This is a genomic window from Thioalkalivibrio sp. ALJ7 (genome assembly GCF_000376865.1).
GTDB lineage: Bacteria > Pseudomonadota > Gammaproteobacteria > Ectothiorhodospirales > Ectothiorhodospiraceae > Thioalkalivibrio.
The window spans coordinates 168,397-190,093 of sequence record NZ_AQXQ01000008.1 but is presented as its reverse complement, the minus strand read 5'-3'; the positions used below and the strand labels follow the sequence as shown (position 1 = coordinate 190,093).

The following is a 21,697-nucleotide window of genomic DNA, read 5'->3' as shown; positions in this document are numbered from 1 at the left end:
GATGGAGGCAGGCGAAGACCACTGTAACCCCCTGATGCAGCGCCGCCGCGCCGGCGTGCTATTGCATCCCGTATCGCTGCCGGGCCCGGGTCCGGTCGGCACGCTCGGGCACGAGGCATTCCGTTTCCTGGATTGGGCGCGAGATGCCGGTTTCACCCTGTGGCAGATTCTGCCGCTGCATCCGCCGCAGGAGGATGGGTCCCCCTACGCCAGCATTTCGGCCTTCGCGGGCGATGTGCGTCTGATTGACCCGCAGCGGCTGGCCGAGCGCGCGGGCCTGGATAGCACCGGCACGCCGCTCGCGAATCTTCTACAGCAGGCGCGCGAACAGATTGCGCAAGCGGACGAGGGATGGGCGCAGTCCTATCAGGCCTTTCGGGATGCCCAGGGCCCGGTCTGGCTGGATGACTTTGCCCGTTTCGTGGTCGTCCGTGCGCGTGAGGGCGGACGCCCTTGGTGGGAGTGGCCGCCCGCCTTGCGTGATCGTGATCCCGAGGCCCTGGCGAACGTGGAGAACGAGGCGGCGCTCGCCCTGGAGGCGGAACGTTTTGCCCAGTTCGTGCTCTTCGATCAGTGGCAGGATGTGCGCGACTACGCCCACCAGAAGGACGTCACCATCCTCGGTGATATGCCGATCTTTGTGGCCCATGACTCGGCCGAGGTCTGGGCCCACCGCGATCTGTTTGACCTGGATGACACCGGTCACCCGCTAACGGTGGCCGGTGTCCCGCCGGATTACTTCTCCGCAACCGGGCAGCGCTGGGGCAACCCACACTACCGTTGGCACCGTCTGGCCGAGCGGGGTTACGACTGGTGGGTGGAGCGCATGCGCTGGACGCTGGAGACAGTGGATGCGGTGCGTATCGACCACTTCCGTGGGTTCGAGGCGAGCTGGGCCGTGCCGGCAAGTGAGCCAGATGCCACACAGGGCCATTGGGTCGCCGGGCCCGGTGCAGATTTCTTCGAGAAGCTGCAGGCGCGCCTGGGCGTGCTACCGCTGTTGGCGGAAGACCTGGGCGTCATCACGCCGGAGGTCACGGCCTTGCGTTTGCGCTTTGATCTTCCGGGAATGCGCATTCTTCAGTTCGCCTTCGAGGGGGGAGAGGACAACCCCTACCTGCCGGCGAACCACGATGACCTGAGCGCCGTGTACACCGGCACCCACGACAACGACACCACCCTGGGCTGGTTCCGATCCCTGGATCCCGGCATGCAGGCGCATGTGATTGCGACGTTGGTCGAGGGACCGGGCGAGGAGATGCCCTGGCCGCTGATACGCGCGGCGTATCGTTCGCCGGCACAACTCGCGATCCTGCCGATGCAGGATGCACTGGAGCAGGGAACGGAGGCCCGCATGAACACCCCGGGGACGGTCGACGCGGGCAACTGGAGCTGGCGGTTTGACTGGAGCCAGGTGCCGGATGGCCAGAGCGAGGCGTTACGCACCCTTGCGCAGGCCACGGGGCGTCTTGAGTGACCTGCGCAGGCTTGTAGCCTGCCCATAAGAAAAGCCCGGTCCCTTTTACAAAGGCCGGGCTTTCTTCATTGGCGGGCAGGGTTGTGCGTTTAGCGCATCATGCCGCCCTGGCCACCTTGTTGCTGCTGCATCTGTTGTTGCAGGGACTGCATGCGTTCGATCACGTCGTCGATATCGGCGTTTTCCTGGCGCATGGCGGCCATCAGATCTTCGCGCAGGGCTTCCTGAGCCTCAAGGATCTCTTCATCCTGGGCGACGGCCTGCTGGGCCTCCTGCAGGTTCATCTGGGCCTGCTGGACTTCTTCGGTCTGGATGAGCTCCTGACGCTCTTCGGCGCTCAGGTCCGGATCGCGGAGCTGCTCCTCGGCGGATTCCAGGGTCTCCAGATCGCGGCGGGGCTGGTAGCCAGCGGCCTCCATCTTGTCCAGCACCAAGTTTTCCAGCGCTTCACCCTTCTGTTCTAGATCGGGGTTATTCTCGATGGCCTGCTGCTGCGTTTCGGCGAGGGTTTGCTGGAGCTGCTGCATCTCCATCTGCGGATCTCCGCCCTGGCCACCCTGGCCCTGTTGACCCATGCCCTGGGCCATGGCCAGCGGGCTGGCCAGTGCCAGTGCGGCGGCCGCGATCAGCCCGGCGAGAGACGGGTAACGAATCTTCATAGAGGTTTCTCCTTGTGGATACACGTACATTCTGTTCGACCGTACTTAACCCTAGCTTAACAAGCGTGGCCTGATTGTGCCGGGTGGGCGGGGATGCAGGAGGCATGTGTCCATTGGCAGACTGGCCGTTCGCCAAAGGGTTCCCGCGATCCGTGCTATGCCTCGCGGCCTGTGACCGAGACGAGGTTTCGGCTCGTGCTTCGCCTCAAGGATGTTCGGCGTCTGAGCACTGGGAACGGGTGAAGAGCGCGACCCCCCGGGCCGGTAGGTCCACGGTGCAGCCGAAGTGTTGAGCGGCCCAGCGCAGGCTATTGGGGCTGTAGAAAGCCACATGGGTTGGATCGCGCCGGTAGTGCCAGCGATTGAACTGACGGGGTTCGGGGAGCCACTCGGTCATGATGGCGAGGACACCGCCCGGTCGAATCCGATGCAACATCGCCTTCAGGCTGGCGCGTGGTTCGTGCAGGTGCTCAATGACTTCGGTGCAGGTAATGAAATCCCACCCATCGGCGGGCGCGGCGGGTAGCGCTGGGCCGAAGGCAGGGTCCCAGGCCGCCATCTGATAGCCCTTCTTCCGGAGCCGATCGGCCAGGACCGGGTGCGGCCCGCAGCCCCAGTCGAGGCCGGTGGCGGGTGCCGGTATTGCCTGGGTCAAGGGGGTGATCAGGCGTTCCAGATGGAGGAGGTAGCCTGGATCACCCGGACGATTTTCGTGGGTCTTGTAATAGGTGCGTTCCTCTTCCCGATCAAGCCAGGCATCCGCCTCCAGCATGCTCAAACCGCAGTGGCGGCAACGCCGATAGTCGCCCGGCGAGGCGCTGCCCACGCCACGGTGGTGAAAGGCCTGTGTCGGATGTCCGCACAAGAGGCACGCGACCGTTGCGGCCTCGCTCATCGACGCAGATACCGGAACCAGGAGGCAATGTTGAGCAGGCTCATCAGAGACTGAGACAGGTACGTATAGGCCGCCGCTTTCAGGATGCGCTCGGCGTGGGGATAGTCCGGTGGGTGCAGGTAGTGGCCGTCGCGTAGCATCGGCATGGCGCGGCGGAAGCTCGCATCGAACTCGGTGGGTAGGGTGATGAAGTGAACCAGTGCAGCGAGCCCCATCGACAGAACCCCGGCGAGGAAGAACAAGATGGCCGGCGCCGGATGGCGAGCGATGATGGTAATAAAGGGGATGGCGACCAGAAGCCAGGCGCCAATCTGTTGGCCATAACCCGAGACACACACCAAGTAGCTGCGCATCCGCAGTGGGGCGTAACCCTCGGCATGCTGTATCGCGTGGCCGACCTCGTGGGCCGCCACGGTGACGGCCGTGAGCGAGTGCCCGTCGTGATTCTCGGGCGATAGCCGTACGGTGCGGGTGTCAGGGTCGTAGTGGTCGCCAGTCTTGGTGGTTTCGACCTTGACCTTGTGCAGTCCGTGGCGATCCAGAAGATCGCGCGCCAGTTCCGCGCCGTTGCCGTCGTAACGATCCGCGGGCTGCTGGTATTTCTTCATGGTGTGACGCACCCAGAGTCCGGGTGCCCACGCAATGAGCAACAACAAAGGAGCGAGCAGGATTAACAGTCGCATGGGGCTATATTGACCCAAATCCCCCCGGGCCGGAAAGGGTAAGCACCTTTTGGATGCAACGGCGGGCCGATTCAGTGCACGTGTGCGCCACTGTGGCCCGTCGTTTGGCGTCCAGCCCGAGGATGATGTGTCCCCAAGCCGGGGTTAGGGTCAATCGTCGGCCTCGTCATAGTCGCCCTTGTGTTTCGGGTTCGGACGCGCCCGCTGGTCACGAGAATAGTCCTTGTCGTCCTTATCGCCCTCGGCCTTCCCCTCGAGGAGGCGCAAATTGGCGGCCGGTGCCGAGCCATCTTTCTCCTGACCGAAGTAGATGGTCTGGTGCGGGAACGGAATCTCGATGCCGGCGGCGTCGAAGTGCTTCTTGACCAGGCGGTTGAAGGCTCGACCCAGACCGAACTGGGTGCCCGGAAGGGCCTTGATCCGGATCCGCACATTGACCGCGCTGTCGCCAAGGGAGGTCACGCCGTGTACCTCCATTTCGTCGAGGACATTGGGGCCCTGATCCGGATCTTCCTTGAGCTCCTCGAAGGCCTCGCGCAAGCGCACGATGACCTCGTCGATATCCTCGCGGTAGGCCACGCCGTACTCGCCGACATGGTAGCCGTACTCGCGCATGTAATTGGACACGGCGTCGACTGAAGAGAACGGGATCAGGTGGTAAGTGCCGGAGAGATCACGCAGACCCAGAGAACGGATCGTCAAGCGTTCGACGACCCCGGTGGTGCCGGCCACGGTAACCACATCGCCGACGTTGATCGCATTTTCGAGCTGGATGAAGACACCGGTGATGACGTCCTGCACCAGTTTCTGTGCGCCAAACCCGACCGCGAGGCCGAGCACACCCGCGCCGGCCAGCAGCGGGCCGATGTTCACGCCGATCTCGGCCAGCACGATCATGGTGGTCATCACGATCAGCACGATCGCGACGGCGTTGCGGAAGATGGTCAGCAGCGTGGCCTCGCGGGCCGTCGGCAGGCCGTCACCGGTGTTGGGGTTCATGCGGTGCTCGATCCAGCTGGCGAAGACCAGCCAGATGGCCAGCACGGCCAACAGGATCAGTGCCACCGAGATCGCGGTCCCCAGCACCGCCATGCCGGTATCCGACGCGAGCCAGTTGGCCAGGCTGAATGCGCCCCATGCATCCCCGATCACGGCCAGCACAATCAGCAGGATTACCAGGCGCATAACTTTCAGCGCCTTCGGGATGTACGAGTTCAGACGCAGTTCCAGCGATGGGAACTTCTCCCGGGTCTCTTCCGGTACGTGGATCTGGCGGCCGATCAGCTGGGTCAGCAGGTTGGCGACGAAGACGCCGACGAAACCGGCGAGCAGGGTTTGCCCAGTGGCCTTGGCCATGAAGGGCAGGGCATCCTCCGGCCGCGTGATGCTGACCACTGCCAGGGCCAGGAAGTACAGCAGCGCGATCCAGTGCCAGAAATTCGCCAGCAGGGAGATCAGGATGCGGGTAAAGGCGAATCCGGCCCGGTTGGCCAGCGCAATCAGGCGGTCGTGCACCCGCGTGCGGTTCTGGAGGATGATCACCGCCGCGTACAAGAAGGCGGTGAGCATCACAATCAGGCCCAGGGAACGCCCGGCCTCGGACGAGATATGGTTGTTCGCGATCGGTACCAGGAGCAACAGGCCGTAGCCGATGTACCCGACGATCCGGGCCAGCCAGGCATTCCAGTAGGCGGCCTCGTCCCCAGCCATTGGCAACAGGCGCAGGCCTTTATAGCGAGTCGCGAAGATCAGGCGCAGCGCGGCCTTGGTCACCTCGATCAGCAGGAAGGCGTTCAGGAACAGCGAGTGCCGGGTCAGCATCTCCCCGGACTCGCCGAGTACGAACAGGGCCAGGGCGTAGCCGGCCAGCCAGGCCAGGATGACGATCAGGAAATCGATGGCAGCGGCCAGTATCACCGCCGGTAGCGCCCGCATCAGGCGCATGTGTTCCGCCGCGTTCAGGGCCCAGCGGTCGATGGCGGTGAACATGGGCGCACCCAGTCTCCGCAGCACCAGAAACACCACCACCGTGAACACGATGATGCTGGCAAGATCCACTACGGCCATCCCGAACACGGTGGGTTCGACCGCACGAACACGCTCGGCGACATCCGCCGCGATGTCGTTCAGGGCACGGACCTCGGCAACAGCACCCTCGGCCAGCGACTGCGTGAGCAGGGCGATCTGTCGGGCCACAGATACGTTGTCGCCGGTGTCTACCGGCACGGCATCGGTGACTGCGTCTTCCTCGCTGGAGCCGCTGTCGGAGCGCAGGGCTTCCAGCAGGCGCTCACGCGCTTCTTCGTTCTCCAGGGCCTCGATCAGCGTCTGGCGCAGATCGTCACTGGAGGCGTCCGCGCCCGCTTCCTGGGCCGACAATCCCCCCCAGGGCATCAGCAGCATCAGGGCGACCAAAACAATCAGGTGAGAGAGAAAAGAACGCGGCGAACGCAGATAGGTCACGGCTAACCTCAATGTCTGGAAGGGGCTTCCTTGCGTGCCCCGTGCGAGTGAGTCTAAGGGCAGGAAGTTCCCGCGAACAATGCACCGGGGCGGAGGTGGGCTCATTCCAGGAGCATTGGATCCAGCCAGGCGATGCCGAGTTGGGCCATCTGTCGTTCAACCCAGGCGATGCGTCGGTCCAGTTGCGGACCCGGCTGCACGGGGTTCATGCGCCCGGGGCTGGGCAGGATGGCGGCCAGGCGCGCCGATTGGTGGCGGTCCAGTTCGGTGGCGGACACGCCGAAGTAGTGCTGTGCCGCATTCTCGATACCGTAGATGCCGGGTCCCCACTCCGCCAGGTTAAGGTAGATCTCCAGGATGCGCCGCTTGGGCCAGAGGGTCTCCATGCCCAGGGTAAATCCCGCCTCGAGCGTCTTGCGGATCCAGGAACGCCCGTGCCACAGAAAAAGGTTCTTGGCGGTTTGCTGACTGATGGTGCTGGCCCCGCGCAGACGGCCACCACGGGCGTGGTCGCCCAGTGCCTGGCGTACCGAGCCCCAATCGAAGCCTTTGTGGTTCGGGAAGTGCTGGTCCTCGGCCGCGATCACCGCGAGCATCAGATGCCTTGGCAGATCGTCCAGGCGTTGCCAGTCCGGGCGGCGGTTGGAGGCAGTTTGCCAGTCGGTAGCGACGACCATGGCCATACCGTAGGGGGGGTCGACCCGGGCGAACAGGACGACCAATGCCAGCATGGCGCCGATCCCGATTCCCAGCAGGAGTCCGACGATGCCGCCCGTCCACCAGGCCAGGCGACGCAGGATGCTGCGCTTGCGGCGACGGGCCATTAGCGGCCCATCCCTTTGCGCAGGGGCGGCGGGCCAGCGGCGTTCTGATAACGAGTATCCATGGGCTGAAAGGATACCGCTTGGTGGCGTCTTGGGGGATAGGCGTCCGGCGTCGGTTGCCACCGCGGGTTGTGTCGTGCGGGCGAACTGTTTGCCGGTTTCGTGGCCCAATGGCGAAGGGGTCGCTCTGCGAGACTCCACAACCCGCACGATCACGCCAACCGTTCGCGAAGGAGAGAGCCATGGACGTATTGCCCTATCGCTATGTCACCCCGAGTGGCGAGGCCGTGTCCTTCGAGTTTCGTCTGCACCCAGAGACTGGCTCGGCGGTGCGGGTGCAACAGTTGCTGGATCGGCTGACGGACACCCTGGATAACGAGATCGGTTTGCTGGGAGATACTTGTAACGGCGATGTGCTGCAGGCGCTGGCGATGGCCCTGGCTGTGCGCACGGAGATGATCCCGGCAGACCCCGACATGACCCAGGGTCTGGCGCGTGACGTCGTCGAGCGGGCATTGAAATCCCTGGCGGAGGCGCAGCATCGTCAGACGGGGCCAGTCGGACATGCCTGAATCGGTAGCGCCTTCCCGCCCGGTTACGGCCGGTCGACCCATTGTGTTTTATGACGGTGGCTGTCCACTTTGTCGGCGCGAGATCGGCCACTACCAGCGGCTGGATTCGGCGGGCGCGGTCGACTGGCGCGACATCCATGCGGATGCCACACCGCTTGCCGACTGGGGGATCACCTGGGATCGCGCCATGCTGCGCATGCACGCGATCAGTGCCGAGGGCCAGATTCGTAGTGGTGCCTGGGCCTTCGTGCTGGTCTGGCGGCACCTGCCATATTACCGCTGGCTGGGTGGAACCCTGCACCGGCTACCGCCGATCGTCTGGCTCATGGACCGGGTGTATAACGTGATCGCCCGTTTCCGGTGGCGCTCGCGCTGCGACGACGGGGTTTGCCGCCCGGGTCGCTGACGTGGCTCACCGCAAACCTCACCTGCCGCAAAAGGACTGCGTGGTTTGTGGCAGGCCATTTGCCTGGCGGAGGAAGTGGGCGCGTTGCTGGGACGAGGTTCGTTACTGTTCCGACGCCTGCAGGCGTCGCCGTTCGAGGAAGACGGCTGCATGAAACGTGGGTTTGGCTTGGCCCTTGCGATGCTTGTGGTGATCGGCATGAGTCCGGCAGCGGCGGATGATCTCTCCGCAGAACGGGCCATCGTGGCGCAGTTACAGGAGCCGCATCGCATCCTGTTGATGCGCCACGCCCTGGCGCCAGGGATTGGTGACCCGGCGGGCTTCGAGGTCGAGGATTGCGCCACCCAGCGCAACCTGTCCGCTGAGGGGCGGGCACAGGCCCGCGAGACGGGCGAGCGCCTGCGGGCCGCGGGACTGGATGCCATTCGCGTATTCGCCGGTCCTTGGTGCCGTAACTTCGACACCGCGGAGTTGCTGGGATTTGGCGAACCGCAGGTACTGGAGGCGCTGGGGTCGGTGTTTCGCGCGAACGAGTCCCATCGTGAGCGACGCATGCGCGCATGGCGCGAGCATCTGGCGGAGGAATACAGGCGTGAAGGCGGCCCTGCGGTCTATGTGACGCATCGCGCCAATATCATGGAGTTAAGCGGGCGCAGCATCGGGGCCGGCGCCATGCTGGTGGTGGCCGTGGATGCGGAGGGGAATGCCCAGCCCGTAGATCCGTAAATACGAGATACCCTATTGGTATCGGCTTTCGCTACAGCCGGATGTCTACGCGATCGGCTCCGGGGGCGTCGATCCCGCGATGCAGGAGCAATGTACCGCTGGCGTTCAGAAGCTCGGTGGTCAGCTGGCGAAAGCGTACTACGGTTTCGGTCAGATTGAGGCGGCTCTCCAGCAGATCACGCTGGGCCTGGGCCACCGCCAGGGCGGTGCCCGCACCGACCCGGAAACGTGTCTGTTCCACCCGTAGCAACTCTTCCTGTAGCTCCACGGTCTCCTCCTGTGCCTGGATTTGCTCGCGCACGCGGGCGGCATCGAACCAGCGACCGCGTACATCCTCGATGGCAAGCTGTTCCAGGTTCGCCAGGGTCTCCTGGATCTGCTGGCGGGTCAGTCGGGCACGCGTGTGTTCAGCCTCGGCCGCGCGATTGCCGATGGGCATCTCGAAGCGCAGGCCGGCGGTCAGGTCGTAACCGTCGCCCTGGCGGTCGCGCCAGGTACGGCTGAAGCTGTCGGCATAGCCCGACTGACCCAGCGTCACGAAGAAGTCCAGACGCGGGAGCAGACCATTGCGGGTGCGTACGACCTCAAGTTGGTTGCGTTGCACCCGAAGGCGGGTCTCGTTGAGGTCGGCACGGTGGTCACGGGCCAGGGCGACATAGGTATCCATGGGCTCCAGGGCATAGCGCTCCAGGCCTGGTTCCGAGCTGGGTTCCAGGCGCGTATCCCACAGGCCGCCTTCGCCCTGCAGCAGCCGCGCCAGGCGATCCTGGGCGCGGGCTCGTTCGGCACGGGCATCGATCAATCCTTGGCGGCGCAAGGCCACCTCGGCCCGGGCCGAGGTGGCCTCGGTCTCGGGGCGGTCACCGGCGCTGATGCGGCGCTCGGTTTCGTCGAGTTGCTGGCGGGCGACGGCCAGTGCCTCCTCGAAGATGGCCTGTTGCTCCTCGGCCAGCACGAGGTCCCAGTAGCGACCCTCGACATCGGTAATCAACTGCTCGACGAAGGCGCGCACCTCGTACTCGGAGGCCTCGACGTCGAGCGTGGCCTGGCGCAGGCTCACCAGATTGGATTCGATGCGCCCGCCCCGTAGCAGGGCCTGGGTGAGACTCACGCCGGCGCGGGTGGTGAATTGGGGCGCCTCGACGCGCGAACTGGAGCTGCGCGAACTGCGCACCGAGACCGTCAGGTCGGTACCGGTGGGTAGCGACTGGGTGAGCCCGGCCTCGCCAAAGCGGCGGGTGGTGACGACGGCGTCGGTTTCGCCTACTTCTTCCAGTTGTCGCACGCTCTCGTCGCGGCTGAGTTCGATCTCGGCGAACAGTTCCGGGTCGAAAACCGCGCGTTCCTGCGCCTCGAACGTGCCCTGGATTGCGGTTTGCAGGCGTTCGGCGCGCAGTCCCCGGTTGTTCTCCAGCGCCCGTGCCACCGCTTCCTCCAGGGACAATGTCTCTTCGCCCACGGTGTCGCGCTCGAACGGGCGATTATCCAGGAGCTCATCGGCCGACAGGGACAGGCGCAGGCCGTCTCGATCGCTGTAGGCCCCTGTGTCATCGGCGCTGGTAGGCTGCGCGGCGACGGGCAGGGCAAACGCGACGAGGAAGATGAGCAGAGGTTTACGCATGTTCGGTGGCGACTCGGTAGACCGGTTGCGGGTGTTCGCCCCGACGGTGGAATAGCAGATACAGCGTCGGGATCAACACCAGGGTAATCAGGGTAGACGAAAGCAGCCCACCGATCACGACCCGTGCCATCGGGGCTTGCGCCTCGCCACCGTCACCCATGCCGATCGCCAGTGGTGAGAGCGCGAGCATGGTGGTGAGCGTGGTCATCAGGATCGGACGCAGCCGCTCGCCCGCGGCGGCGACGATAGCCGCGCGCAGTTCCATGCCATCGTCGCGGTGGCGTCGCGCCATCCGGTCGACCAGCAAAATGGCGTTGTTCACTACAATCCCGACAAGCAGCAGAATCCCGATCAGGGATTGCACATTCAGGGTGGTGTTGGTGACCAGTAGCGCGCCGGTGACCCCGATAATGGCCAGTGGAATCGAGAACATCACGATCAGCGGATCGCGCAGCGATTCGTACAGGCTGGCCATGACCATGTACACCAGCAGGGTGGCCAGCAGGGTGCCCAGCAACAGTTCCGAGAATGCCGCTTCCTGTTCCTCGATATCGCCGGTGATGGAGTAGTCGATCTCTTCGGGTAGCGCGATGTTGCCAAGGGCTTCGCGTACGTCCGCCGCGACCTCACCCATGGACCGGTCCCCAAGGTTGATGAACAACGTCCGGACGCGGGCCTGCTCACGACGTTCGATGCTATCTGGGCCGATCTCGGTGTCGAACGACACCAAACTGCGCAGGGCCACGCGCTCGCCGCCTTCGCTGCGTACGGTGAGGTTGAGCAGGTCATCCAGCGAACTTTGGTCGGCATCCCGTAGCTGCACCCAGATCCGGGTTTCATCGCCGCCAGCGCGCAGTTGTCCGGCACTGGAACCACCCAGTGCGGTTTCCAGCGTCTGGGCGATGGTGCGTACGTCCACCCCCAGGTCCGCCGCCCGATCCCGATGGATGCGGGTTGCGAACTCCGGCTGCCCCCCATCGGCACCGATCCGGGTATCGGTAATGCCGGGGATGTCGGCCAGGGCCTCGTCGAACTGCTCGAGTACCGCGTTCATGGTGGGCAGTTCGAAGCCGCGTACCTCGACCGCCAGACGTTCTTCGTCGCCACCGCGTCCAAAGCCGCGGAAGAAGATACCACTGGAGGCGCGTACGCGGATCTCGGTGCCGGGGGGGTCACCCAGGGCCTCGCGCAGCTGGGAGGCGATCTCCTCGGAGGAGCGGCTGCGACTGTCGCGCGAGCCCACCATCACCCGCATGTTGCCGGAGGCGGGCGAGGAGGCGCGGAAGGCCGAGGCCCCGGAGCTGCTCACCAGGTTCTGCAGTTCCGGCACCTCCTGGCGGATCACTTCCTCCAGGTTCGACATGGTGGCGTAGAGCTCGGGCAGGGGCGTGCCAGGTTCCATGGACACGTTGACCCGCAGCTCGCCCTCGTCGGTGGCGGGCAGGAACTCGGTCCCGACGCCGCGCAGCCCGGCCAGGGCCACCATCAGTAGGAGCGCGCTCAAGCCGATAATCAACCAAGGGTACGAAAGTGTCCGTTGCAGCAGTCCCTGGTAGCGGTGTTCCATTCGGGCAAGGGCGCTGGTGTCGCGCTTGGGCATCGGGGCGTGTGCCATCAGCATCGGCACGACCGTCAGGGCTACGATCAACGAGGCTGCGAGCGCAAAGGCCACGACTGCCGCCAGCGGCTTGAACAATTGCCCGGCCAGCTCCTCGGCGAAGAACAACGGCAGGAAGATGGCCACTGTGGTCAGCGTGCTGGCGATGATGGCGGGGGCCACGCGGCCAGTACCCGTGACCGCGGCCTCCATGGCCGTTTGCTCGGAATGTTCCTCCCGCCTTCGGGCAATGCTTTCGATCACCACGATGGCGTTGTCGACCATCAGTCCGACTCCGAGCGCGATGCCGCCCATGGTCATGAGATTGAGGGAATGCCCGCCAAAGTAGACGAGCCCGAAGGTTGAAATGACGGCGAGCGGGATCGCGGTCGCGGCCACCAGCGTGTAACGGATGTTGCGCAGGAATACGAGCAGCACCAGTACGGCGAGCGCGCTGCCGTACAGGATCGAGTGGCCGACGTTGGTGATGGAGCTGCGGATGAAGCTCGCCTCGTCGGTGACCGCACGGATGCTGATCTGCGGGAAGTCGCGGTTCAGGCGGACCAGCTCGGCGTGAACGGCCTCGGAGACCTCCACCGTGTTGGCGTCCGCCAGCTTGCGCACGGCCAGCTGGACCCCTTCCTCCTGGTTGACACGGAAACGCCGGGTCACCCGTTGATGGGTGTCCTGGATGCTGGCGACCTGGTGCAAGTGAGTGACGCCATCCTCGCTGCGCTGAATCACCGTGTCGGCAATCTCTTCGACGGAACGGAACTCGGCGGGGGTGCGCAGACGGTACTCGCGCCTTCCATCCATGATGGGGCCGCCGGGGGTAATGACATTGGCATCCCGAATTCGGTTACGGAGGTCGTCCAGGCCCAGATCGATCGCCTGGATGCGATCGGGATCGACCTCGATGCGGACCTCGCGTTCCAGCCCGCCGAAAGTATCCACGGCCGCCACACCGGGGATGCGCTCCAGGCGGGGCGCGATGCGGTTATCAATCAGGGTGCGCAGGTGGATGGCGTCGAGCTGCGAGCCGATCCCCAGGCGCATGATCGGGGAGTCCTGAGTGTCGAACTGGCGCACCAGTGGGCGATCGGCCTCGTCGGGTAATCGGTCCTCAATGCGGGCCAGGCGATCGCGCAGGTCGTCCACGGCCTGGCGAATATCGGTACCCCACGCAAAGTTGATGCGGACGTTGCTATTGCCCTCCGCGGAGGTCGAACGGATCTCCTGAGCGCCGGTGATCGCAGCCGCCGCCTGTTCCACCGGTCGGGTGACAAGCTGTTCGACCTCCTCGGCACCGGCATTGGGATAGGAGGTCATGACCGTGACGACCGGGTAGGTGATATCCGGTAGCAGGTCGACGGGTAGCCGGGTCAGGGCGGTCAGCCCGAGGATGACCACGATCAGGGCCACCATGCTGGTCAGCACGGGCCGACGGACGGTGAACGTGGCCGGGTTCACGGGGCGTCGGTCTCCGATCCGGCCGGCGCGAAGTCGCCGCCAGGCACCGCCTGTGGGTCGGTGATGCGCAGTGGCGTACCGTCGGCGAGCAGATGCTGCCCCAGGACGATGACCTCGGTACCTTCGGGTAGCTCGGGTTGCAGCAGCTCAATCCAGTTGCCATCGCGGATGCCGGTCGCCGCCGTGTGGCGACGGGCCACGGGGCGTTCGCCCGAGCGGTCGACGCTGAAAAGGGTCGGGCCGGCCTCGCGCTGGATGATCGCATCGCGGGGTACTGCCAGGGTGTCGGTGCGTTGCCCCAGGCGGATCGCCGTCTCCACGAACATGCCGGGACGCAGGGCTTCATCGTCGTTCGGGATTTCGACTTCAACCCGGGCCTGCCGGGAGCCCGGTCGGAACTCGGGGGCTACGCGGGTGATGGAGCCCTCGAACTCGCGATCGGGATAGGCCGAGGTGCGCACGATGGCTGCCTGGCCGCGGGATAGACGGGCATAGTCGGCCTCGGTCACCGCCAGGATGGCGCGTACCGGTTGCAGTGTGACCAGGGCCAGGGCGGGTTCGTTGGCACTGATCAGCGCGCCGCGGTCCACATGGCGTTCCGCCACCCAGCGCGGCTGGCTGCCCACCGCGTCGGCATCGATGCGGGCGTACCCAAGCTGTATCTCGCGGGTGCGCAGGGCCGACTGGCGCTGCCGGATTTGCGACTCGGCCAGGGCAACGCGCGTCCGGGCCAGCGTCAGCTCAGTCTCGGCGGAATCGAGCTCGGAGCGTGAGGCAATGCCCTGGTCACGCAGCTCGCGGGTACGTTCCAACTCGCGCTGAGCGGCGTCACGACTGGCAACGGCCTCGTCCAGACTGGCCTGTGCGACCTCCAGCTCCGCCGCCGCCTGGGCTACGTCCTGCTCGAATTCCTCGGTATCCAGCTGCAAGAGCGGGTCACCCGGTTCCACGCGGTCGCCGAGATTTACGAACAGCTCGGTGACCCGACCACCGATACGGGGTGCGATCTCGATTCGGTCGGCACCCTCGATGCTCCCGGTAAAGCGTCGGCGCTCGACCAGGTCTCGTGATTCAACTTCGGCCGTCGCAACGGCAACCGGCCGCGTCTCGCCTCCGCCGGGGCGTCCGGAAGTCGCTGAATCGTCCTCCGGACCCAGGGTCATCCAGGCCAGAATGCCGGCGGCCAGCAGGAACAGAATCGCAGTAATCAGGGTAGCGGGGCGGGGCATTGCAGCTCGCTCGTGTTCAGGGTCATATGGCAGTCTGGCGTGGCTGACTGAATCGCGTATGAACTCCGTTCGGGCCGCGGCGTCCGTTCAGCGATGCGAACCTTCCGACCGTGACCACCCTGGAGAATTCCATGACCTTACCCGACCCGGCTCGCCCCAAGCGCCCCCGACGTTCGTTTGGACTGGACCTGTTGGGCCTCCTGGCCTGGTTGGCATTGGTGTTCATTGTGGCCGGGCTGGGCGGGTGGGCCACTAGCGTATCGGTGGGGGATTGGTATCCCACCCTAGCGCGGCCTCCATTGAACCCGCCCGATGCGGTGTTCGGCCCGGTCTGGAGTGTGCTGTTTGGACTGATGGGGCTGGCCGCCTGGCACGTCTGGCGGCGCGCAGGCCTGACCGGGGCACCGGTGGCGCTGGGCCTGTTCCTGGCGCAGCTCGCGCTGAACCTGGGCTGGTCCGTGCTGTTCTTCGGCCTCCAGCGCCCGGATCTGGCGCTCATCGAGATTCTGATCCTGTGGCCCCTGATTCTGGCCACCCTGGTTGCCTTCTGGCGCATCGACCGCATCGCGGGCGTGCTCTTGGTCCCCTACCTCCTGTGGGTTGCCTTCGCCATCTACCTCAACGCCGGCATCGTCTGGCTCAACTGATCGGTTGCCGCTGAAACCTGGTTCCACCACGAAGCTCACGAAGGCACGAAGGAGGGCAAGGGCTTGTAACCACAGAGTGCACGGAGGACACAGAGGGAAAGAAGCGGCTCCGGCGTTTCGGGTGGCGAAAGAGGACAGAACCCGCGACCGTGATTATTGGACCTTCCTGCTTTTCAGTCTTAGCCCTTCTCCGTGTCCTCCGTGCACTCCGTGGTGAATTCGCCCTTGACCTTGCCCTCCTTCGTGCCTTCGTGAGCTTCGTGGTGGAACCGGGTCTTGGTGGTCGGGCGTCATGCGTTGGTCATGTGGGCGGGGTATTCTGACGGGATTTTTGTTGGGAGGGACTCCATGGCGGTGCGTGTCGGCATTAATGGGATGGGGCGGATCGGCCGGCTGGCCTTAAGGGCGGCCTGGGGTCGGGACGATCTGGAGATCGTGCACCTGAACGAGGTCGCGGCGGATGGCACCGTCACCGGACATTTGCTGGAGTTCGACTCGGTGCACGGGCGCTGGGGCCAGGAACCGGTAGCCGAGGCCGAGCGAATTCGTATCGAGGGGCGCGAGCTGCGGCACACGAGTTTCACCGAACCGGGCCAGGTGCCGTGGAATGAGTCGGATGTCGACATCGTGATCGACGCGACCGGGGCCTTTCGGACCATGGACACGCTGGAGCCGCATTTCGGGCAGGGTGCGAAGCGCGTGGTGGTCGCGGCGCCGGTGAAGGACGATCGGGCGCTGAACGTGGTGATGGGGGTTAACGATGGCCTCTATGATCCGGTGCAGTATCGTGTCGTGACCGCCGCCTCCTGCACTACCAACTGTCTGGCGCCGCTGGTGCAGGTGCTGCATCCGGCCCTGGGTATTCGCCACGGCACCATCCTGACCGTGCACGATATGACGGCCACCCAGTCCGCGGTGGACCTGCCGCGCGACAACCTGCGCCGAGCGCGTGCCGCCGGGCTGAACCTGATCCCGACCACCACGGGGTCGGCTAAGGCGATCGGTGACATCTTTCCCGATCTGAACGGGCGGCTGAATGGCCATGCGGTGCGTGTGCCGCTGATGAACGCATCACTGACCGATTTCACCTTTGAGGCCGGTCGCGAGACGTCGGCGGAAGAGGTTAACAACCTGCTGCGTGAGGCGGCGCAAGGTTCGTTGCAGGGCATCCTCGGCTATGAGGAGCGACCGCTGGTTTCCAGCGATTTCCGCACCGATCCGCGCTCCTCCATCGTGGATGCACAATCGACCATGGTGGTGGGCGGCACGCAGGTGAAGGTGCTGGCCTGGTACGACAACGAGTGGGGCTACGCGAACCGCCTGGTGGAATTGGTGGCCCGTGTGGCGGCGCAGGGCGTCTAGACCGCAATGGCGGAAAGTGCGACCAATCCAAGTGGGCCCCCGACTCTGGGTCTGGGCGCCTATGCCCGGATCATCGCGAACTACTGGGCGTTCACCATTACCGATGGCGCGATCCGCATGCTGGTCGTGCTGTTCTTCCACCAGCTGGGCTACAGCCCGCTGGAGATCGCCTTCCTGTTCCTGTTCTACGAGCTGTTCGGGGTGATCACCAACCTGACCGGCGGCTGGCTGGCCGCACGGCTGGGCGTGAACACCACGATGATCGGCGGGACGCTGTTGCAGGTCGCGGCCCTGCTGATGCTTACCGTGCCGGAGGCCTGGCTCGGGGTGGCCTATGTGATGTTCGCCCAGGCCCTGTCCGGGATCGCCAAGGATCTGAACAAGATGAGTGCGAAGTCCGGGGTGAAGCTGGTCGCCGGGGATGGAGAGGGCCGGCTATTCCGCCTGGTGGCGGTGCTCACCGGCTCCAAAAATGCACTGAAGGGCGTGGGTTTCTTTGCCGGTGGCGCACTGCTGTACACCGTCGGTTTCCAGATGGCGCTGGTGATCCTGGCCGGGATGCTCGCGGTGGTGATGCTGTTCTCGATCGTCGGGCTGCCGCGCGGTTTGGGAAAGGTGGGTGGCAAGCCGAAGTTCACCCAGATGTTTTCCAACTCGACTGCGATCAACGTGCTCTCCGCCGCGCGCTTTTTCCTGTTCGGGGCCCGCGACGTCTGGTTCGTGGTCGCGCTGCCCGTGTTTCTCAGTGCCACGCTGGACTGGAACCACATGCAGGTGGGCGCGTTCCTCGCGCTATGGGTCATTGGCTACGGCATCGTGCAGGCCTCGGTGCCACGCCTGCTGGGCAAGGGCGGGCTCCACCCGACCGGGCTGACCGCGCGGCTGTGGGCCTTCATTCTGATGCTGCTGCCCCTGGCCATCGTGATCGGTCTGGAGGTGGGCCTGGACCCGGCCTGGGTCCTGATGGTCGGCCTGGGCGTGTTTGGCGTGGTCTTCGCGATCAACTCGGCGGTGCACTCCTTCCTGATCCTCGACTACGCCGATGCCGATCGCGTCGCGATGAAGGTCGGCTTCTACTACATGGCCAACGCCGGCGGCCGCCTGGTGGGTACCGTCGCCTCCGGCGCGATCTTCATGGTCTGGGGCCTGGAGGGGGCTCTGATCGCCTCCACCTTGTTCATCTTCGCCACCTGGATGATCTCCTCGCTGCTCCCGCGTGAGGCATCACCTGCCTGAGCGCGGCGTCCGTGCCGCGCGACCACTCGGCTGACGGCTATCGACTTTGCAGAGCCTCGATGACTGCATCGACGGTTCGCGATCGATAGCGTTGGGCGTGTCGTACCCAGCCCAGAGAACGGGTGATGGCCGAACCCGGCCAGTCGAGCACGATCAGGTCATCGGTGGCCATGGAACGCGGCAAGAACCCGATGCCGAGGCCGGCGCCAATCATCATGCGGATCACTTCCAGGTAGGGGCTCTCCTGGGCGGCGCGCGGGCGCAGGCCCTGGGCGCTCAGGCTCTGTTCGATATGGCGGCGGGTGGTGGAGTCGACGGGTGGCAGGATGGCGGGCCACTGCTTCAGGCGCTCCAGGGTGTCCAGCGGGGTTTCGCTGTTGCGGCCTCGGGCGATCATCGGCACGAGCTCGTCGGTCCAGACCGTTTCGGCCTCGATGTCGCCGGGCAAGTCGTCGGGCAGGGTGGCCAGGGCCAGGTCGGCATCGCCGCGCAGGATCGCCTCGACGCCGGTCTCCGAGTCCATGAAGGCCAGGGACAGCTCCAGATCAGGGTAGCGGGCGCGCATTGCGGCCAGCGGGCCGGGCAGGCGGTGCAGCGCGATGTGGTGCGAGGTCGCGAGGCGGATGCGGCCATGTACCACCGTGTCCAGGTCCGCGATCTGCTGCTCAATGGCGCGCAGGCGCGCCAGGATCTCGCGCGCTTCGGGTAGCAGACGTTCGGCGACTTCGGTCGGGCGCACGCGCCGACCCTGACGTTCGAACAGCGGGCGTTCCAGCGTGGCCTCCAGCGACTGGATCCGCTTGCTGATGGCCGGCTGGGTCAGGTATAGGCGTTCGGCCGCTGCGGAGAAGGCGCCGGTATCCACGACCGCAACAAAGGCCTGCAAGGACTCCACACTGAGCTGTTCGGGACGCATCGCTCGCCTCCGTGGGATAATGACCGGCTGATCGCCAACCGCTGGGCCTTCCATAACGGGATGGAATGGTAAAGATAATAAATCGGATTTGAAAGAATAGCAGGGCGGCCGCAGACTCTACGCAGATAGGTGCCCTGAAACCGTGTCACTGCGCGGCGTGGCTAATGGCGCCGTCATTGCGAGGAGCCGAAGGCGACGCGGCAACCTCCTCCAGCTGGCAGAGAGCCAGTATCAGGACCGGTGGTTCCGGACGGAGGTTGCCACGGCCCCTGCGGGGCCTCGCAATGACGGTGTGTGTTGCGGCGCTGTGCGATGCCGGTGCATGCCGCGACGCGGCGCAAGGGCGAGCCTTTCTAGCGCTGGTAGATCATCGGCGGTGGGGCGCAAGAACGATAGAACGCGGCACGGCCGCGGGAGCAGGTGATGGTAGGCAAGACTCTGTACGACAAGCTGTGGGAGGCGCATGTAGTGCGCGAGGAGCCGGATGGCTCGACGCTGCTCTACATCGATCGCCACCTGGTGCACGAGGTGACCAGTCCGCAGGCCTTCGAGGGCCTGCGTCTGGCCGGGCGCAAGCCATGGCGCGGCGATTCCGTGCTGGCGGTGCCGGATCACAACGTGCCCACGGCCAATCGAGATCGAGGCATCGAAGACCCGGTCTCGCGCACTCAGGTGGAGACGCTGGAGAGCAATGTCACCAGCCTCGGGCTGAAGTTTTTCCCGATGGCGGATGTGCGCCAGGGCATCGTGCATGTAATCGGGCCGGAGCAGGGTGCGACCCTGCCGGGGATGACGGTCGTGTGTGGCGATTCGCACACCTCTACCCACGGTGCACTGGGCGCGCTGGCCTTCGGCATCGGCACCTCCGAGGTCGAGCATGTGCTGGCCACGCAGTGCCTGTGGCAGAAGAAGACCAAGGCCATGCAGATCCGCGTGGAGGGCGAGCTGCGCCCGGGCGTGACCGCCAAGGACGTGGTGCTGGCGATCATCGGCCGCATTGGCACCGCGGGCGGCACCGGCTATGCGATCGAGTTCGCCGGCTCGGCGATCCGCAGCCTGTCGGTCGAGGGGCGCATGAGCATCTGCAACATGTCGATCGAGGCCGGGGCCCGCGCGGGCATGGTTGCGGTGGACGAGAAGACCATCGAATACGTGCGTGGCAAGCCGCAGGCCCCCACCGGCGAGATGTTCGAGCGGGCCGCCGAATACTGGCGCACGCTGGTATCGGATCCGGATGCCGAGTTCGACGCGGTGGTGGAGATGGATGCCGCCGAGATCGCGCCCCAGGTCAGCTGGGGCACTTCGCCGGAGATGGTCGCGCCGGTCGATGGGCGCGTGCCGGATCCGGCCGCCGAGAAGGACCCGGTGCGCGCCGAGGGCATGCAGCGGGCGCTGGAGTACATGGACCTGAAGCCGAATACCCCGATGACGGAGATTCGTCCGGACAAGGTGTTCATCGGCTCCTGCACGAACTCGCGGATCGAGGACCTGCGTGCGGCCGCCGAGGTGGTCAAGGGCCGCAAGAAGGCCGACAACATCAAGCTGGCGATGGTGGTGCCGGGCTCCGGGCTGGTGAAGCAGCAGGCGGAGCAGGAAGGGCTGGACCGGGTCTTTCTGGACGCCGGCTTCGAGTGGCGCGAGCCGGGCTGTTCCATGTGTCTGGCGATGAACGCGGACCGACTGGAGCCGGGCGAGCGCTGCGCCTCGACCTCGAACCGAAACTTCGAGGGCCGCCAGGGGCAGGGTGGGCGTACCCATCTGGTCAGCCCGGCGCTGGCCGCCGCGGCCGCCGTGGCCGGGCACTTCATTGAACCGTCCGCGTTGAAGGAGGCGTAAGCGATGCAGGCCTTTACCGTACACCGTGGGATTGTCGCGCCGCTGGATCGCTCCAATGTCGATACCGACGCGATCATCCCGAAGCAGTACCTGAAGTCGGTCAAGCGCACGGGCTTTGGCCCCAATGCCTTCGATGACTGGCGCTACCTGGACCCGGGCGAACCCGGCATGGATAGCTCGCAGCGCCGTTCGAACCCCGATTTCGTACTCAATCAGGCGCCTTATGACCAGGCGACGATCCTGCTGGCTCGCAAGAATTTTGGCTGCGGTTCCTCGCGCGAGCACGCGGTGTGGGCATTGACCGACTTCGGCTTTCGCGCGGTCATTGCACCGTCGTTCGCCGATATCTTTTTCTCCAACAGCTGCAAAAACGGCCTGCTGCCGGTGGTGCTGGCGGAGGGTGAGGTGCAAACCCTGTTCGATCAGGTGGAGGCGAACCCGGGTGCGCAGGTCGAGGTGAATCTGGAAGAAATGACCGTAACGGCGCCGGACGGTACCGTGTTCCGTTTCACGCTGGACGAGGACCGGCGCCACCGCCTGTTGAACGGCCTGGATGACATCGCCCTGACGCTGAAATACGGCGATGACATCCGCGCCTTCGAAGAACGCCAGCGCCGCGAATGGCCGTGGATGGCGGAGCAACGTTAGAAACGATAGAGATGGCGCGGGCGACCTGAACCCGGGCACCGTCATCGCGAGAAGCGAAGCGACGTGGCGATCTCCCAAACAATGGCCGAGCGCCGGTACCGGGATCCGGTGGTTTCGTCCGGAGATTGCCACGGCCCCTACGGGGCCTCGCAATGACGAGGTAGAGGTGCCGTCATTGCGAGGAGCGCTGCGACGAAGCAACCTCCGTCCGGAACCACCGGATCCATGTGCCGGCGCTCTGGCAGCTTCCGGAGGTTGCCACGGCCCCTTGCGGGGCCTCGCAACGACGGGGCCGGGGCGCACCGTCGTCGCGAGAAGCGAAGCGACGTGGCGATCTCTGTGGGTGGCCCCGGCGCCGGGTCGGGTGAACGTTGGGGTTTCGTTGGGAGGTTGCCACGGCCCCTGGCGGGGCCTCGCAATGACTGACGGT

The 21,697-nt window shown here is 65.3% G+C and carries 19 protein-coding genes; 10 read left to right on the top strand and 9 right to left on the bottom strand.

The features are described from left to right. The first annotated feature begins 1 nt into the window (after position 1). On the top strand, positions 2-1,477 hold the full coding sequence (malQ, locus tag D002_RS0103845; protein ID WP_018140594.1) for a 4-alpha-glucanotransferase: 1,476 nt from the start codon (positions 2-4) through the stop codon (positions 1,475-1,477). An 89-nt stretch (positions 1,478-1,566) separates the two neighbouring features. On the opposite strand, the gene D002_RS0103840 is transcribed toward malQ, so the two are convergent. The 5 genes from D002_RS0103840 to mtgA all read right to left on the bottom strand — a co-directional run bounded on the left by D002_RS0103840 (position 1,567) and on the right by mtgA (position 7,001). After that, positions 1,567-2,136 (bottom strand): hypothetical protein, encoded by a 570-nt coding sequence (locus D002_RS0103840; RefSeq protein WP_018140593.1) that lies wholly within the window; start codon positions 2,134-2,136, stop codon positions 1,567-1,569. 205 nt (positions 2,137-2,341) lie between these two features. Beyond that, complete coding sequence (locus D002_RS0103835; RefSeq protein WP_026181502.1) at positions 2,342-3,001, bottom strand: class I SAM-dependent methyltransferase; 660 nt, start codon at positions 2,999-3,001, stop codon at positions 2,342-2,344. A 26-nt stretch (positions 3,002-3,027) separates the two neighbouring features. Continuing rightward, entirely contained in the window at positions 3,028-3,714 is a 687-nt protein-coding gene (locus D002_RS0103830; RefSeq protein ID WP_026181501.1) for a zinc metallopeptidase, read from the bottom strand. A gap of 150 nt (positions 3,715-3,864) precedes the next feature. Continuing rightward, entirely contained in the window at positions 3,865-6,177 is a 2,313-nt protein-coding gene (locus D002_RS0103825) for a mechanosensitive ion channel domain-containing protein (protein WP_018140590.1), read from the bottom strand. Positions 6,178-6,278: 101 nt separating this feature from the next. Then, complete coding sequence (mtgA, locus tag D002_RS0103820; protein WP_018140589.1) at positions 6,279-7,001, bottom strand: monofunctional biosynthetic peptidoglycan transglycosylase; 723 nt, start codon at positions 6,999-7,001, stop codon at positions 6,279-6,281. A gap of 242 nt (positions 7,002-7,243) precedes the next feature. On the opposite strand from mtgA, the gene D002_RS0103815 reads away from it, so the two are divergent. From D002_RS0103815 to D002_RS13050, 4 genes are read left to right on the top strand one after another with little or no spacing between them, the layout of a single operon-like run. Further along, complete coding sequence (locus D002_RS0103815; protein ID WP_018140588.1) at positions 7,244-7,573, top strand: hypothetical protein; 330 nt, start codon at positions 7,244-7,246, stop codon at positions 7,571-7,573. Beyond that, positions 7,566-7,979, top strand: coding sequence for a thiol-disulfide oxidoreductase DCC family protein (locus D002_RS0103810; protein WP_018140587.1), 414 nt, complete (start codon positions 7,566-7,568; stop codon positions 7,977-7,979). Before D002_RS0103815 ends, D002_RS0103810 begins: the two co-directional genes overlap by 8 nt. 1 nt (position 7,980) lies before the next feature. After that, positions 7,981-8,133: a DUF2256 domain-containing protein gene (locus tag D002_RS13770; protein WP_081610808.1), complete on the top strand. Its 153-nt coding sequence runs from the start codon at positions 7,981-7,983 to the stop codon at positions 8,131-8,133. Next, positions 8,130-8,705: a histidine phosphatase family protein gene (locus tag D002_RS13050; protein WP_369772003.1), complete on the top strand. Its 576-nt coding sequence runs from the start codon at positions 8,130-8,132 to the stop codon at positions 8,703-8,705. Before D002_RS13770 ends, D002_RS13050 begins: the two co-directional genes overlap by 4 nt. A 31-nt stretch (positions 8,706-8,736) precedes the next feature. Here D002_RS13050 and D002_RS0103800 read toward each other — a convergent pair whose 3' ends face one another. Genes D002_RS0103800 through D002_RS0103790 form a run of 3 tightly spaced genes read right to left on the bottom strand, consistent with a single transcriptional unit; the run spans position 8,737 to position 14,622 of the window. Continuing rightward, positions 8,737-10,326 (bottom strand): TolC family protein, encoded by a 1,590-nt coding sequence (locus D002_RS0103800; protein WP_018140585.1) that lies wholly within the window; start codon positions 10,324-10,326, stop codon positions 8,737-8,739. Beyond that, positions 10,319-13,393 carry an efflux RND transporter permease subunit gene (locus D002_RS0103795; protein WP_018140584.1) on the bottom strand — a complete coding sequence of 1,025 codons (3,075 nt, stop codon included), beginning with the start codon at positions 13,391-13,393 and terminating at the stop codon, positions 10,319-10,321. The genes D002_RS0103800 and D002_RS0103795 overlap by 8 nt, the downstream gene beginning before the upstream one ends. After that, positions 13,390-14,622 (bottom strand): efflux RND transporter periplasmic adaptor subunit, encoded by a 1,233-nt coding sequence (locus D002_RS0103790; RefSeq protein WP_018140583.1) that lies wholly within the window; start codon positions 14,620-14,622, stop codon positions 13,390-13,392. Before D002_RS0103790 ends, D002_RS0103795 begins: the two co-directional genes overlap by 4 nt. A 131-nt stretch (positions 14,623-14,753) precedes the next feature. Here D002_RS0103790 and D002_RS0103785 point away from each other — a divergent pair, with 131 nt between their 5' ends. The 3 genes from D002_RS0103785 to arsJ all read left to right on the top strand — a co-directional run bounded on the left by D002_RS0103785 (position 14,754) and on the right by arsJ (position 17,867). Then, positions 14,754-15,269 carry a TspO/MBR family protein gene (locus D002_RS0103785; RefSeq protein WP_018140582.1) on the top strand — a complete coding sequence of 172 codons (516 nt, stop codon included), beginning with the start codon at positions 14,754-14,756 and terminating at the stop codon, positions 15,267-15,269. A 348-nt stretch (positions 15,270-15,617) separates the two neighbouring features. Further along, positions 15,618-16,631 (top strand): ArsJ-associated glyceraldehyde-3-phosphate dehydrogenase, encoded by a 1,014-nt coding sequence (locus D002_RS0103780; RefSeq protein ID WP_018140581.1) that lies wholly within the window; start codon positions 15,618-15,620, stop codon positions 16,629-16,631. 6 nt (positions 16,632-16,637) lie between these two features. Beyond that, positions 16,638-17,867: an organoarsenical effux MFS transporter ArsJ gene (gene arsJ / locus D002_RS0103775; RefSeq protein ID WP_018140580.1), complete on the top strand. Its 1,230-nt coding sequence runs from the start codon at positions 16,638-16,640 to the stop codon at positions 17,865-17,867. A 37-nt stretch (positions 17,868-17,904) separates the two neighbouring features. Here arsJ and D002_RS0103770 read toward each other — a convergent pair whose 3' ends face one another. Continuing rightward, positions 17,905-18,783, bottom strand: coding sequence for a LysR family transcriptional regulator (locus D002_RS0103770; protein WP_018140579.1), 879 nt, complete (start codon positions 18,781-18,783; stop codon positions 17,905-17,907). A 423-nt stretch (positions 18,784-19,206) separates the two neighbouring features. Between D002_RS0103770 and leuC the strand changes: the two genes are divergently transcribed. Further along, positions 19,207-20,619 (top strand): 3-isopropylmalate dehydratase large subunit, encoded by a 1,413-nt coding sequence (gene leuC, locus D002_RS0103765; protein ID WP_018140578.1) that lies wholly within the window; start codon positions 19,207-19,209, stop codon positions 20,617-20,619. Positions 20,620-20,622: 3 nt separating this feature from the next. Further along, positions 20,623-21,267, top strand: coding sequence for a 3-isopropylmalate dehydratase small subunit (leuD, locus tag D002_RS0103760; protein ID WP_018140577.1), 645 nt, complete (start codon positions 20,623-20,625; stop codon positions 21,265-21,267). Positions 21,268-21,697 lie beyond the last annotated feature (430 nt).

Bases quoted from the DNA above. Each gene is read 5' to 3' on its own strand.
- malQ (WP_018140594.1), top strand. From the start codon at position 2: ATGGAGGCAGGCGAAGACCACTGTAACCCCCTGATGCAGCGCCGCCGC.
- D002_RS0103840 (WP_018140593.1), bottom strand. From the start codon at position 2,136: ATGAAGATTCGTTACCCGTCTCTCGCCGGGCTGATCGCGGCCGCCGCA.
- D002_RS0103830 (WP_026181501.1), bottom strand. From the start codon at position 3,714: ATGCGACTGTTAATCCTGCTCGCTCCTTTGTTGTTGCTCATTGCGTGG.
- mtgA (WP_018140589.1), bottom strand. From the start codon at position 7,001: ATGGCCCGTCGCCGCAAGCGCAGCATCCTGCGTCGCCTGGCCTGGTGG.
- D002_RS0103815 (WP_018140588.1), top strand. From the start codon at position 7,244: ATGGACGTATTGCCCTATCGCTATGTCACCCCGAGTGGCGAGGCCGTG.
- D002_RS0103810 (WP_018140587.1), top strand. From the start codon at position 7,566: ATGCCTGAATCGGTAGCGCCTTCCCGCCCGGTTACGGCCGGTCGACCC.
- D002_RS13050 (WP_369772003.1), top strand. From the start codon at position 8,130: ATGAAACGTGGGTTTGGCTTGGCCCTTGCGATGCTTGTGGTGATCGGC.
- D002_RS0103800 (WP_018140585.1), bottom strand. From the start codon at position 10,326: ATGCGTAAACCTCTGCTCATCTTCCTCGTCGCGTTTGCCCTGCCCGTC.
- D002_RS0103790 (WP_018140583.1), bottom strand. From the start codon at position 14,622: ATGCCCCGCCCCGCTACCCTGATTACTGCGATTCTGTTCCTGCTGGCC.
- D002_RS0103785 (WP_018140582.1), top strand. From the start codon at position 14,754: ATGACCTTACCCGACCCGGCTCGCCCCAAGCGCCCCCGACGTTCGTTT.
- D002_RS0103780 (WP_018140581.1), top strand. From the start codon at position 15,618: ATGGCGGTGCGTGTCGGCATTAATGGGATGGGGCGGATCGGCCGGCTG.
- arsJ (WP_018140580.1), top strand. From the start codon at position 16,638: ATGGCGGAAAGTGCGACCAATCCAAGTGGGCCCCCGACTCTGGGTCTG.
- D002_RS0103770 (WP_018140579.1), bottom strand. From the start codon at position 18,783: ATGCGTCCCGAACAGCTCAGTGTGGAGTCCTTGCAGGCCTTTGTTGCG.
- leuC (WP_018140578.1), top strand. From the start codon at position 19,207: ATGGTAGGCAAGACTCTGTACGACAAGCTGTGGGAGGCGCATGTAGTG.
- leuD (WP_018140577.1), top strand. From the start codon at position 20,623: ATGCAGGCCTTTACCGTACACCGTGGGATTGTCGCGCCGCTGGATCGC.